A 13,438-nucleotide genomic window follows, 5' to 3' on the forward strand; every position below is an offset into this window, starting at 1 on the left:
CATGACATTCCATACCCCTGACCGTATAAAGCTCCCGCCAGGGTTCTGGGCTGGTTTGCGAGAATTAGGAATTGCCGCTCACGATGTTGTTCGTCAAGCGCGGCTGCCGCTCACCATTATCAACGGACCTGCAGGAGTCACGGTCGCCCAATATTTTGCGGTCTGGCAGGCATACTCTGATCTCGTCGGCGATATCTCCCAAGGAATCATCAAACTTTCTACTGCGTTTGATACAGCGCATTATCCGCCGTCCGTCATGGCGACATACCATGCTCGCGACTATCGCGATGCGCTTAACCGCATGGCCCGGTACAAGCAGTTGTGTCCTCCTGAGAGCTTACAGATTACCGAGCAAGGCGAAAGCTGCAGGATCGAACTGGATTGGCAGCCTACCGGACAAGTCGGTCCGGCATTGCTGGTAGGGATTACACTTGCCACGCTTCTGGAGCTCGGTCGCCGGGGCAGCGGACAGCCTTTAACCGCGAAGCTTGTTGAATTCTCACAGCCAATGGGCGATGTAAAGTCGCTTGAAACTTACTTCGGCTGCCCGATACGGACCGGCACGGAATGTAACCGGTTGACGCTGCGTTGAAGAGATCTGGACTGCCCTTTTGTTTCGTACAACGAAGAGTTGTTGTAGATTCTGACTCCCGCTCTGGATCGTACGCTGGATGAACGGCAATACGGCCGCTCCATGACCGAAACAGTCAAATGGATCATGAAACGCAGCCTCACAGGAGGGCGGCCCGACATTCAGGCTATCGCCAGGGAACTGGGTATGAGCGATCGCACCTTGCAGCGTCGCCTTACGGACGAAGGTACGAGCTTTAAGCAGCTGTTAATGCAAGCTAGACATGAGCAGGCGCTAGAGTATTTGTCTGACCCCTCACTAGATATTAAAGAAGTAGCCTTCCTTATCGGATATGAGGATCAGAACTCGTTCTACCGTGCCTTTCGCTCATGGCAAGGCGATACTCCATCCCATTGGCGTGCCGAACATATAGGTCCAAACATTCCGACAACCATAACATTGGCGCATTAAGCAAGAATAATGGCGTGAAAGGCTAGTTACCGGTCGACTCAGACAAGGTAATATAATCCCTATCTCGAACATCTAGAGAAAAAGGAGACAGATAACATGGATATGGGACTAGCCAATAAATCCGCACTTGTGACAGGATCGACGAAAGGCATCGGTAAGGCTATTGCCATCGAACTGGCCCGAGAAGGAGTTAATGTACTAATAAACGGGCGGAACGATGAAGAGGTAGAACGAACAGTACAGGAAATCAAGGCACAATTCCCGGCCACCTCTCCTCAGAATGCGACAGCTGATATCGTGGATATTAAGCAAAGGGAAGCTTTATTCAAGAAGTACCCCAGCGTGGATATTTTAGTAAACAACATGGGCATTTATGAAATCATGACATATGAGGGTATTGACGATGAAGTATGAGAGAAATACTTCCGTACAAATGTTCTCGCCGCAAACGGATGTTCTAAATTTTATCTTACTCAGATGTTAAAAAACGATTATGGCCGCATTCTCTTTATTGCGAGCGAAGAAGCCATCATGCCTTCCGGCCAAATGCCTCAGTATTGCATGACCAAATCGATGTTATTATCCTTGTCCAAAAGTTTATCTAAACTAACGATAGGAACGGAAGTTACCATCAACACGATTATGCCGGGACCCACGCTCTCCGAGAATGTCCATCAAATCATTGATAGCATTTACCCTAATGAAGAAATTAGTTTTGCGGAAAAAGAGAAAAAATTCATGGCGATAAACCTGCCTCAATCTGAAATCCAACGGTTTATCAGGCCGCAAGAGGTAGGCAGACTAGCTGCATTTGTATGCAGTCCAGATGCCTCCGCATTTAAAGGTTCTCCTATCCGAATGGATGGGGGAATGGTGCCGACGATTTTTTAACCTTCATTATTATTGCCAGACGCTTGAGCTTCCTCTTAATGGGTAGTTCATGCGTCTTTTTCTATTTTATAAAACCGATATTTAATATTTTCATATCTCCAAGTAATTCAAAACTACACACTTTTCAAGAAACATTTCACTTATCGCACGGGAGTAAGAATTTCTGGGTTGTTTAACAGGCAGGATAGTTCTGTGATTTTCGCGAATACTCTAAAGATGGACTTTTTTACGATGTTCGCAAATAAAAAACAGGGGAATAATTATGCTAAATAAACAAAGAAAAATACTAAATAAAATAATGGGTAAAAAGAATTTATTAGCGATAGGGGTTAATAGTTACAGTGATACTAATTTTGGAGATCTAAAAAGGGCATGTGGGGATGCTACTGCTGTATTCGAAACGTTTGAAAATGTATTGAATTTAAATTTAAACGTTTCCAATAGTAAACTACTTATTTCAGATGGAAAGAAAGTCGAAGCAACAAAAGCAAACATCCTGGAGGAAATTGAAACAATCTCAAAAAGCACTTCATATGACGAAAATATTGTTATCTATTTCAGCGGACATGGACATAGAATCAACGACAAGAATTTCATTGTCCCCTCTGATTCAATTAGTGCAACGGAAGAAGAGTTAATAGAAATAAAGAAAATTATAGAAATAATTGAAAAGTGTAATTGTAGACATAAATTAGTTATCATCGATGCATGTTTTAGTGGTGTTGTGGATTCGGGAAGAAAAGGAATAGGAGATTATAATTTCAAGAATATTAAAGACTACATGGAAGAATCTCGCTCTTTAACTTTAATCGCTTCAAGTGGAAAAGACGAACCTTCGTATGAGATATCTCCTAATAATAATCAATATAGTTTGTTTACCACTTTTCTAATTGATGCATTAGAGGGGAAAACTGAATGTTTGATTAATGGCTATCTAACTGTCCAAAGCATGTATGATTATATTGCTAATCGTGTCAGAAAAGTAGGCAGAGAGGATCGGGAAGTGAGACAAAGACCAAATCTTTCAATGAATTCTAATGGGGAAATTGTCTTGGGAATTTATGATGCAATGATATTCAAAGATGATAGTGATCTTGACAATTACAGCATAATACAAATAAGGGAAGAAGAGGACTTATTTAATAAACTTGAGAAAAATATGAAAATTAGGATTTCTGATGCTTTGTGGGTGGATACCAAATGCGCAATTAGTGAGTTGATTATGAATGGTTTCGAACATGAAAAATCTAACGATATTAACATTAACATCTCATCTAATAATATTGTTCTAAATATTAAAGGAAATATGTTTGATAGTATTACTATGGCAAGAAATGCAAATGAAAATGGTTTAAAGTTTGTAAATGATTATATTTCTAAATATCAAAACGATTTGACAATCGAATATCAATACAAAAATGATAATAATATAATTACATTTAATTTTGGTAATAAACATGCTTTTTTTATCAAAGGGATATGTGTGGTTAAAGTAGAATGTATCGGGTTTAGGAAATATACATCTAAAGATATCATTATGCCGATTGGAGTTTGTAAAAAATACTATTATTATATTGAAAGACAACATATGGCCATGAGCCAAACTCGTTCTGCTGTTTCTGCAATACTTGAAAATTTACCAAAAGAAAGTATTCTGATTGTCTATGATAAAAATGTAATATCTGGGAGTATGAGTTTTTCTGATTATATTGCTAATGAAAGAGTGATTTATAGGGGATTCCCTAATTAAGACTTTCTAGAAAGAGTAACAATCAAAGGCCAAGTTCATGATTATCTAAATATTTAAAATATGGGGATGGTGCAAATGTTAGATCAGCGAGTATACGTCCGGTTCCCGGAGGAAGCGGATGCCGAACAATTGACAGCAATGTTCAAGCGCAATCGGGAGTTTTTTGAGAAGTTTTCCCCAACCAACCCCGATGAGTTCTATACGGAGGAGCAGCAGCTCCAAATGATTAAGAAGAGTAAGGCCGATAGAGCAGAGGACCGGAAATATGACTTCATAGTATGCCACATGGCGGACGACCGGATTATTGGTAACATAGGGCTGTCCTTTGTTGTGCGGGGTCCGCTTCAGTGCTCCATGATCGGATACTGCCTGGACCAGGATTATAACGGCAAGGGCTATATGACGGAGGCTGTGAAGCAGGTGGTGCGCTATGCCTTCGAGGAGCTGAAGTTTCACCGGATCACAGGGGAGGCCTCTCCCCGGAATCCCGGATCCATGCGCGTGCTTGAGAATGCCGGCTTCCACAAAGAAGGTATCGCTCAAAGCAACGTAAAGATCAATGGGGTCTGGGAGGATCATCAGGTTCTGGCCATTATCAATCCCTCCGAGCGCATCTAGATATGGGGCCAATGGATGATCCATGTATGGAAAACATTCAACGCGGTGCTGAATAATATTACATATTGAAAATTACGTGGGTTCTAGCAGCGAGAAAAATCTTTAGGGAGGACATCTTTGTGACTTACTTTATATTGTCTATCATCTCTGCTCTCATTTGTTGGCCTGTGCACTATTCCTTGGTTAAAAGATACGGGACCTCTAGTTGGGTTCGTTTAATTCGCAAGGCACCGAAGGAGGCGTCCAAGCGTAAAAGGTTTATTGCAGAGGTTACCATCGTAAATATTATAGCTTTCGCAGGCATCATATTTTTAGGTTTATCCCTTGTAAGCTTTTGGGAAGCTCTCAAGACTATAGGCCCCTAACTTGAACAATTATATAATCGACCTTGATTGGCTCTGTGCCTATCGAGGTTTTTTTCAACAATCCATTATAAAATAAAAAAATTATCGTATCATATCTTCGTCACTTCCTTCCGAAAGTAAATAGAAAGACCTTATCAAAGTGTGATAAATTTGTTTGAGTATAATAAACAACAAAGAGCTTATTTGACATCAGAAGGGGCTGGCTAATTTATGGACCAAATCATTGTATTCAAACTCGGAAATGAAGACTTTGGACTCGATATCAATACTATCGGGGAAATCCAAGATTCTAAAAAATCCACACCGCTTCTATTCGCCGAACCTTGGCACGAAGGGTTTGCAACTATTTACGGAGAACTCTACACTGTCATTAACCTGAGAATAAAACTGAATATTTCTCGTCAGGAACGCCGTGAACAAGACAAGTTCATCATCTTGCATACACATAAATTAGCTTTTGTTGTTGATTCTGTTGAAGACATTGCCTCCGCTGCTGATTCTGTCGTTCATGAACCTCCTGATAATCCCAATAAGCAAGTGATCGAGTGCAGGTATGAATCCAAGAATCGTATGATTTCTGTCTTGAATGTCCAAGCACTTATTGATTCAACACTTCTTAAGGCAAGTGAGTAACGATATCCATACAATTTTCTGGAACCCGCCATATAACTGGGTCCCGCGCCTAATTGTTCTGCCTTGGAGGACAGGCTATGATAGAAAGTAACTCATAACAGCACTATAAGGAGCACTTTATGGATATGGATCACACTTTAGAAACAATTCTGGACGAAATGAAACAGGAGATTGACAATTGGATAGCCTATATTAGCAATAAGGACGCAGAAAAAATCGTGAAACGTACCAAGCTGCAGGTGGGAATTCACGATCATGCTCTGCTCGAATATGCCAAGGGCAGGGTTGACGTGACGGATGATGAGCTCAATTTCACTTTACCTGGAGGTAAGGCCATCCCTGGCGAGTTGCTGAGCGAGGAAGAAGTGCGAGAGCAGATTGTCCCTGAGCTTGCTTCTTATATGCAGCATAAATTGAATGCGCTGCCTTCGGCGCTAATTGATTATCAATTTACTTTTGACGGCAAGTTTCGAACGCGGGAGGGCAGAGTCAACGTTCGTATTCTCGAATACGTCGACGAGACGAAGAAACAACAATTGCTGGAACAAATCTCCACCTATATTTCGGATAAGCTCGAAGCCGGAAAATATCCGACTAAACCCTTAGAGACATTCTTCCTCACCAGGCACCTGTTGGACGAGGGGCTGTTCCCTGACACAGATCCCGGTGTAATCATTTCTATTTTCGAGAACATTCAACATGTGAATAAAGGGAACAAGCATCTTGCCGAGCATCGCAATAATGTTACCGGGGCTTTGAGGAATTGGGTAGAGAAGCATTGGTTACCCTGTTATTTCGATAATATAGGGACACAGTGGCAGAAAGAATATAAGAAAAGAAGCGATGCCCGGCTGGAAAATACGGAGAAAGGTCCGATTGAACTGGCTCTCTATGCTGCAATCCTGATTCTTAAATACGAACCTTCTTATAGTAGAAGTGTGGGGCTGGACATTTTGAATTGCGCTATCGAATTGGGAAGCTCCCAAGCAAAACGTCTGACAAAGGAAGGCAGTGGAACGTTCTCCAAGGAGGACGTCAGCTTTCGCGATGAACTGGCGGAATGCACAGCCAACGACGTGTTTGCCGAGGTGACCATAGCCATTAAGCAAGAAACGGAGGAGAGCTACGCGCGGGCACTCCGGTTTCTGACTCACTTACTAAGCCTGGGCTTCCCGAAAAGCTATCAAATCAAGCTGAAATCAAGCGTCAAGCAATGGCTGCCGATGAAAGGATTGGCCAAGTCGAGCACGCACCGCTTCTTTGCTAACGCTATGGAATATCCAAATTTGCACCCCTTACTGGAGGAGTACGCCCGGGTGGCGATGGAAACATTCGAATGGTATACGGATACGGAAGGCGAAAAAAATTGTATGCCGGGCAGTTATGCGGTCTTCGGCCTTGGACTCACAGATAGGATTTATTTTCCATTAGTAGAACAATACATGGGGATGGTTGACGAAGAACACCAGTCCGTTCAGAATCACTTCACAGTCGCGTTGGCCGAACGGCAGGGCATTCACTTGGAGACAATTCCTACGCTAGTGAAATGCATGCTGCATAGCACGGATTCGATGAAGCTGAAGATCCAAACCGATATGGAAGCTGAGGCTCATCTCCGGCTGCTGCTTGATCAAGTACGCGGTCTTCAGAACTATGAGGTGGAGCATATCGTTTATTTGATCTGGGGCGGAACGGACAAACTGAAGAAGATAGCCGCCAAAGCCGAAGGGGATCGGGAAAAGTGGCTTTCCGAGCTGGCGCAAGCCACCCGCCATGGTTAGCCCTGGGGCTTATTGGGATGGCAAAAGTTTAATTGGGGAAGCGTCCTCTTCCTTATAATTCGGAATGAGTTGGACGAGACCTTTGTCTTCGTCAACAACCGGAACTTCAATCAGATTCCGATCTGAAATTGGAAGTTGAGAATCAGAAATAAATTCCGAGCTAACGTTGTCTATCATTGGTGATTCTACATATTGTTCATTGAGCGTATCCGACTTTCCAAAGACGAAGACAGTAGTAAATAGTAGGGCACTCAAACTTATATATTTGATACGTAATTTCATTATTCTTACCTCCATAGACGATTAAATTGAAGATTTAACTATATTCTACATTAAAGTGGGGGAGGATCGTAGCAATATCATGGAGATCGAGTCCTCTCGACCGCATCATTTACAATCAAAGATCCGTTAACTGCTCTTGAAGCAGTTAACGGATCTTTTTATTTTATAAGTGCAAGCACAGGAATAAGTGAAAATCAGATTGACAAAATAATCAATCAGATATATTGTAGATATTCGAAGTCTATTATTTATCTTGATTATAGATATATTGTATCTATAATGTAGTTTATTAATCTTGAAAGGATGATTCATAACTCATTCAATCGAAAGGGATAACTGTATCCATACACGCCTTGCAGCAGCTCGCTGCATCCGAATAGTACTTCTGAAAGCGGTGAAGATAGCTTGACTAATAAACCCAGCATTATTGTTGCCTCCCTGGTGGTTGCCAATTTTTTAGCCCAATTGATGCAAACGATGTTAAACACGGCGTTGCCGCGTGTCATGCAGGATCTTGCAATTCATGAGAATCAAGCACAGTGGCTGATTACAGTGTATTACCTGATGATAGGTATAACTGTTCCAGTTGCCGGATTTTTGATCGGAAAGTTTACCACGAGGGCCTTGTTCATGGCTTCTGTCGGAGCGTTCACAGCAGGAACACTGATTGCCGGGATCGCCTGGGGTTTCCCGCTAGTCCTGACGGGGCGTTTGGTTCAAGGCATCGGTGCGGGTCTGCTGTTTCCGCTGTTTCAGACGACAATACTAAGAGTCTTTCCGAAGGAGAAAATCGGTGCAGCGATGGGAGTAGTCGGTTTGGTCTTGGGGCTGGCTCCGGCGCTTGGGCCCACTCTGTCTGGGTTCGTGGTTCAGAACCATTCATGGAGACTGTTGTTTTACGCTGTGGCGCCGCTTGCAGCCGCCAATTTATTCTTAGCGCATTTCACGCTGCGGAATGTAGGAGAGACTCATCAGACCAAGCTCGACACCAGGTCCATTATCTATTCTTCACTCGGATTCGCCGGTATTTTGTATGGATTTAGCATTGTCGGGGAAGAAAAGGGAAATCCCGCTGTCGCTGGGGTCATCCTTCTGGCTGGATTCCTGATCGTGGCGGTGTTTATTAAAAGACAGCTCAAGCTCACGGCACCTTTGCTTGATTTCAAGCTGTTTCGGCACCGATCCTTTACCCGATCTTCCATTGCGGGGGTGATCTTGTTTGCGGTGATGGTGGGGGTTGAACTCCTTCTTCCTCTGTATGCACAGACGATAAGAGGCTTAACACCTCGGGAGTCCGGGCTTATGCTGTTGCCGGGTGCATTGCTGATTGGTGTCTCCGGTCTGATCTCAGGCAGACTATATGACCGGTTTGGGGTTAGCCGCGTAACTCAGGGAGGATTTATGCTCATTCTGATCATGGCATTAGCTCTTGCCCTCACGTTATCAATAGAGACGTCCTTTATTCTACTGGTTAAAATGTATGCCCTGCTTATGTTTGGAGTAGGGACAGTGATGGCTCCAATTACGGCCTATGCCATGGCAAGTATCCCAAACACCATGGTTGCTCATGCTTCTCCAATGACGATCACGCTACGCTCGCTCAGCAGTTCAATAGGAGGTGCCTTACTTGTAACGATAATGACTTCAACTGCAAGCGCCAGTTCCTTATCCTTTCCGCTGGATATGCTCCAAGGCATCCACATTGCATTCTGGACATTGACGGCTTTTGCCGGATTAGGATTATACTTGTCATTTCATCTGCAAGAAGCGAGAAGGCTCAAACCTGCTAATATTTGATTTCTTAAATCAATCCTGCATTAACTGGCAGAATCCTCTGCCGGGTTTTTTGATAATTCCAGATTGAACGTCTCGTGGATATGCATTCTGAAATTTCAGACTTTAGAAGGATGTGCACGATGATGAGGTCAGTATAATTAGGAATTGAAAGGAGAGTCATTCGATTCATTAAGAAAAGTATTTTAGACAAATTGGGGGTTGAAAAGATTGAATAGGCATGAAAATAGCTCCAATGCACCAAGTCTGTTTCGCAATCGGTTCCTGCAGACGATTTTATTATCAAGTGTGCTCCTGCAGATCGGCATCTGGGTACGTAATTTCGCTATTCTCCTATACGTTGCGGATAGAACAAACAATGATCCCTATGCCATTTCGCTAATCAGCGTAGCTGAATTCGCGCCTATTTTTGTTTTTTCTTTCATCGGTGGCACATTTGCCGACCGCTGGAGGCCGAAGCGAACGATGATCTGGTGCGATCTACTATCCGCGGTGTCGGTATTCGTAGTACTTCTAACTATCCACTACGGTTCCTGGCATTCCGTTTACCTTGTCGCCTTCATCTCAGCTATTCTTTCGCAGTTCTCGCAGCCTTCAAGTATGCGATTGTTTAAGTATCATGTGCGGGAAGAACAGCTGCAGCAAGGGATGGCTTTATTCCAATCGCTGATGGCTATCTTCATGGTGCTTGGTCCTATGCTTGGCACCTTCGTTTACAGCAAGTTTGGCCTTGAAACTTCGATCGCTGTAATGGGCGTGGTATTTCTGCTTTCTGCACTCGTCCTTATCCGGCTGCCTGAGGATAATATGGAACCTCAGACAGCTGCTGTAAAAGGGCAGTTCCGTAAAGATTTTATTGAAGGCTTCCGTTATGTCTGGCAAAGCCAAGTGCTGCGTATGCTTGGACTTGCGTTTATTCTCGCGGGACTCGCTGTTGGCATAGCCCAAGCGCTCAACCTGTTTATTGTAACGGAGCGGCTAGGCAAAAGTGAGGAGTTCCTGCAATATCTGCTGATGGTGAATGGTGCAGCCATGCTGATCGGGGGCGGGATCGTAGCCGTATTCGCGAAACGGGTTCCACCGCAGCTACTTCTTGCGATAGGGATGCTGGCAGGCGCGGTCTGTACGGTCATTGTCGGGTATTCGACGAGCGTTCCGGTTACGCTGACTGTTCAATTTCTGAATGGGCTTGTTTTCCCTTGCATTCATATTGGGATTAGCACAATGATTCTGAAATGGTCACATGCTTCCATTGTCGGCCGGGTGAATGGGGTTCTGAATCCGATGTTCGTTGGGATGATGGTCGTTTCCATGTCTTTCGCTGGTGTGTTAAAAGATGCCTTCTCGCTGGGTACGATCTATAGCGGAGCAGGATTATTATTTCTTCTTGGCGCACTGGTCATGTTGCCGATCATGAACCAAAAAGCACCAGATCACGCACATATGACACAAGAGACATAATATCGTGATCTCTTTAAGGTTTAAATGAAGAAGAACCGGCCATCAATAAGTGGCCGGTTCTTCTTCATTCCATGGTGGTTAACCTTCAGGGAGTACCGGCAAGAATCGGGATGGTTGTTTTAAGCTCGGCCATCTGACTGGCCAGGCGGTGCCCAGTGTGACTTACCCTTTGGATTCTGTTCTTTTCTTTGACCATAGTTTTCGTATCACATGAATACTGAGCAGCAGTAAAGGCAAAAGAAGCCCTATAGATAACGTATAAGATAACCATACTGTCCCATCCCACGTTTGTTGGTAAGGGACATTCGGATATATGACTACCGACATGACAACCAAGATCATTCCGAGTGGTGAAACTAGAGGCCGATAATCTTCTAATTTAAAAATTTGAGCAATGGCCAACACAATTACGTATATGTATATAGTGACCCTAAAATAGAGCGAAATAAACCACATGATGGCCATGATGGCTTCAATGCGCTGCAGAAAATTGCCGATGTTGATTTTCTGGGCTAACGAATAGCTTGGAAATATACTTTTTGCCGTTAAATCAGCTCCTAAAACCAAAATCGACAATGCAACAATCAGGACCATCATCAGCCCGCCAAGCATGCTTCCGTTGAAAAAAGCTTTACGGGCATTATCAATACGATTCACAGCCGGAAAAATCATTAACAAAGCGATATGGGGTAGAAACAAAACACTGATAAAGGATAGTGCAGCAGGCCAGATCGGCCCTATTCCTGCTTCCAGCACGGGCTCGACATTTTCCAGTTTGATCTCAGGCCCAATTAAAATAACTAAAGAAATATAAAGAAGGATAAATAAGGGGAACAATAGTTCAGCAGAACGGGCAAATGTTTCAATTCCAAGCCGTGCCCCCATGACTACAATGACGGCAAAAAGAATATTTACGGATTGAGCCGGCGTTTCCGGCATGATTTGGGTAGTTAGAAAATTTCCTACATCATACAACGCTGAGGCAGGACCACTCAAGAAAAGAGTAACGATCAATAGAAGAGAAATGGTTTTGCCCAACCATTTTCCGAGAAGGGCTTCAATGATCTCAACCAATGTCATCCGTGGATAAAGGGTCGCTATTGTGTTGTAAATCCATACGAGGAAAAAACCGGATCCCACGCCAACAAACGCAGCGATCCACGCATCCTGTTTGGCCAGGAAGGCCATACCTGAGGGAATGACAAGGATTGCGCTGCCGATCGTAAATAAAGTCGTTAAGACCATAAATTGACGTCCGGAGATTTTGACTTGCTTAGACACCACTTTCACCTCGTTTTTATTTTATTAGACCGATATGGGTTAGAAAATCAGTGAATGGTTTATACACAATTGTAATCCAATCCAAAGGGGTGGGAATATCCCATTGCAATGCCTTGGCGCTGCTGATCCCCACCCCAAGGAGGAGCAGGATGGAAAACACCCATAGCTCCTTTTTTAACCTTTTTCTCAACATGTAGGGAACTTCGAGAAATATGATCGCAGCAGCGGACAGCATTATTCCCAGTATGACCGCCATCTGGGTTAGCATCGTTAATCACCTTCTTTCGCATGGTAAAATGATACCGATTGGCAGCCTACTTCTTAATTTCATTCAGGAATGAGCTTCCAGTCGTACCCAAGCGTCGAATCCTGAAATCAACTTTGATGTTCACCGGCAGTTCTGCAAAGTACTCATTATCCCAATTTTGTTTAAGTGACTTCCAAGCCTTCGGGTTACTGCGGTGAATGGCTTCACCGAATCCGAAAATGTCAGCTTTGTACGATTTTTGAGCCTTCTTGATGGCAGACTCTATCACTCCTGCTATCTTTTCTTCGCTTCTCTTCTGAAGGTCATAAATCGTGCTCACCTTAGTCAGATCCAGTTCGCTACACTCAACTTCCCCCACGTTGGCTTCAATCTTAAGGTGAATATTGATCTGGGGCTCCCCTCTATAAATGTACCCTTTCATGGAGGCATGGGTCCGGATGATTTCCATTACGACTTTGCCACCTTTAGGACAGGCTACAAAGCCAACAGAGCTTTTCACTTTGCCGAGGATGAAGTTGTAACCCTTACTTTCTGTTTCATTTAACCAGCCGATCAATCTGTCTTTTTTGAATACAGCAAGCCCAGAAAATTGTAGGCTAGTAGGGGGGGAGATCTTTTCGACATTCTTTTTTGTTTCTCCAGAGTCTTGATCTCCAGCGATTTGAAGTCCAGTCAAGATAGGCTGCTTTCCTTCACTTATGAGATCGGCCATTAATTGGTCTAAGGTTACCGTTGTACTGGGGGACCAGTTTTTTTCCGAAGATTCCAGGGATGAGAATAGCTTGTCTGCTGGAATAGGATCAAAGGGCGTCATGATTTTGAGCGTATCCTCCGCACTTGCGCCTTTCGATATTACAAGGTAAAAATCGGAGCGGAATTCATGGTCCCTGGACAGGAAGTCCATGGCTTTTGCTATTCCTTCCATGGCCATCGACTCGCTGATCACGCATATGCGAAGGTGGGGAAAATAGATTTTTCTAGGGCTTAGCGTTGTTATTTTTCGGACCGCTTCAAATACGGTATCGGCTTCCGATGTATACAATATGGCGGGGGCCCGCCCGCTTGCCCCTTTTTGGGTAGATACTTCTCCAGGATCTACGACTTGGACAGAAACCCGGAATTGATCTCCCTGTTTATCAATTCCCAAACCAACGGCGATTGCAAGCTCATTCAATTCTTTGCGGTTCCAACAGCCAGTCAGAAGCGTGCCCAGTGTAAGAATTAGAAAAAGAAAGGCCTTCCGTTTCAAGCTTGTCCACTCCTTTCCATCCG

Annotated in this window: 10 protein-coding genes and 2 pseudogenes; 8 read left to right on the forward strand and 4 right to left on the reverse strand. The window is 43.8% G+C overall.

Annotated elements, in window-relative coordinates; all coding sequences use genetic code 11:
- Nucleotide 1: 1 nt before the first annotated feature.
- The 6 genes and pseudogenes from NST07_RS17050 to NST07_RS17075 all read left to right on the forward strand — a co-directional run bounded on the left by NST07_RS17050 (nucleotide 2) and on the right by NST07_RS17075 (nucleotide 7,080).
- Nucleotides 2-1,042: pseudogene (locus NST07_RS17050) on the forward strand (helix-turn-helix domain-containing protein).
- 96 nt (nucleotides 1,043-1,138) lie between these two features.
- A pseudogene (locus NST07_RS17055) lies at nucleotides 1,139-1,933 on the forward strand (SDR family oxidoreductase).
- 262 nt (nucleotides 1,934-2,195) lie between these two features.
- Entirely contained in the window at nucleotides 2,196-3,683 is a 1,488-nt protein-coding gene (locus NST07_RS17060) for a caspase family protein (RefSeq protein ID WP_342479821.1), read from the forward strand.
- Nucleotides 3,684-3,758: 75 nt separating this feature from the next.
- A complete protein-coding gene (locus NST07_RS17065) occupies nucleotides 3,759-4,301 on the forward strand; it encodes a GNAT family N-acetyltransferase (RefSeq protein ID WP_342479822.1) in 543 nt (180 codons plus the stop codon).
- Nucleotides 4,302-4,876: 575 nt separating this feature from the next.
- A complete protein-coding gene (locus tag NST07_RS17070; RefSeq protein ID WP_076112872.1) occupies nucleotides 4,877-5,299 on the forward strand; it encodes a chemotaxis protein CheW in 423 nt (140 codons plus the stop codon).
- A 125-nt stretch (nucleotides 5,300-5,424) separates the two neighbouring features.
- The gene (locus NST07_RS17075; protein ID WP_342479823.1) at nucleotides 5,425-7,080 is read left to right on the forward strand and encodes a DUF6138 family protein; all 1,656 of its coding nucleotides are present in this window, start codon (nucleotides 5,425-5,427) and stop codon (nucleotides 7,078-7,080) included.
- A gap of 9 nt (nucleotides 7,081-7,089) precedes the next feature.
- Here the strand turns inward: NST07_RS17075 and NST07_RS17080 are convergent, their stop codons facing one another.
- Nucleotides 7,090-7,362 carry a hypothetical protein gene (locus NST07_RS17080; RefSeq protein WP_342479824.1) on the reverse strand — a complete coding sequence of 91 codons (273 nt, stop codon included), beginning with the start codon at nucleotides 7,360-7,362 and terminating at the stop codon, nucleotides 7,090-7,092.
- A gap of 405 nt (nucleotides 7,363-7,767) precedes the next feature.
- Here NST07_RS17080 and NST07_RS17085 point away from each other — a divergent pair, with 405 nt between their 5' ends.
- Entirely contained in the window at nucleotides 7,768-9,159 is a 1,392-nt protein-coding gene (locus tag NST07_RS17085; RefSeq protein ID WP_342479825.1) for a DHA2 family efflux MFS transporter permease subunit, read from the forward strand.
- Nucleotides 9,160-9,366: 207 nt separating this feature from the next.
- Entirely contained in the window at nucleotides 9,367-10,617 is a 1,251-nt protein-coding gene (locus NST07_RS17090; protein WP_341093277.1) for an MFS transporter, read from the forward strand.
- A gap of 162 nt (nucleotides 10,618-10,779) precedes the next feature.
- Here NST07_RS17090 and NST07_RS17095 read toward each other — a convergent pair whose 3' ends face one another.
- The 3 genes from NST07_RS17095 to NST07_RS17105 are packed head-to-tail and all read right to left on the reverse strand — an operon-like array spanning nucleotide 10,780 to nucleotide 13,415.
- Nucleotides 10,780-11,898 (reverse strand): endospore germination permease, encoded by a 1,119-nt coding sequence (locus NST07_RS17095; protein ID WP_341378671.1) that lies wholly within the window; start codon nucleotides 11,896-11,898, stop codon nucleotides 10,780-10,782.
- A 16-nt stretch (nucleotides 11,899-11,914) separates the two neighbouring features.
- Entirely contained in the window at nucleotides 11,915-12,154 is a 240-nt protein-coding gene (locus tag NST07_RS17100; protein WP_342479826.1) for a hypothetical protein, read from the reverse strand.
- A gap of 58 nt (nucleotides 12,155-12,212) precedes the next feature.
- Complete coding sequence (locus tag NST07_RS17105; protein WP_341093281.1) at nucleotides 12,213-13,415, reverse strand: Ger(x)C family spore germination protein; 1,203 nt, start codon at nucleotides 13,413-13,415, stop codon at nucleotides 12,213-12,215.
- Nucleotides 13,416-13,438: the final 23 nt, after the last annotated feature.

Origin of the sequence: Paenibacillus sp. FSL L8-0340, from assembly GCF_038593145.1 — a bacterium.
Classification (GTDB): Bacteria; Bacillota; Bacilli; order Paenibacillales; family Paenibacillaceae; genus Paenibacillus_AQ.

Excerpts from the sequence above, each read along its gene's own strand:
- NST07_RS17070 (WP_076112872.1), top strand. The coding sequence starts at position 4,877 with ATGGACCAAATCATTGTATTCAAACTCGGAAATGAAGACTTTGGACTC.
- NST07_RS17075 (WP_342479823.1), top strand. The coding sequence starts at position 5,425 with ATGGATCACACTTTAGAAACAATTCTGGACGAAATGAAACAGGAGATT.
- NST07_RS17065 (WP_342479822.1), top strand. The coding sequence starts at position 3,759 with ATGTTAGATCAGCGAGTATACGTCCGGTTCCCGGAGGAAGCGGATGCC.
- NST07_RS17100 (WP_342479826.1), bottom strand. The coding sequence starts at position 12,154 with ATGGCGGTCATACTGGGAATAATGCTGTCCGCTGCTGCGATCATATTT.
- NST07_RS17060 (WP_342479821.1), top strand. The coding sequence starts at position 2,196 with ATGCTAAATAAACAAAGAAAAATACTAAATAAAATAATGGGTAAAAAG.
- NST07_RS17080 (WP_342479824.1), bottom strand. The coding sequence starts at position 7,362 with ATGAAATTACGTATCAAATATATAAGTTTGAGTGCCCTACTATTTACT.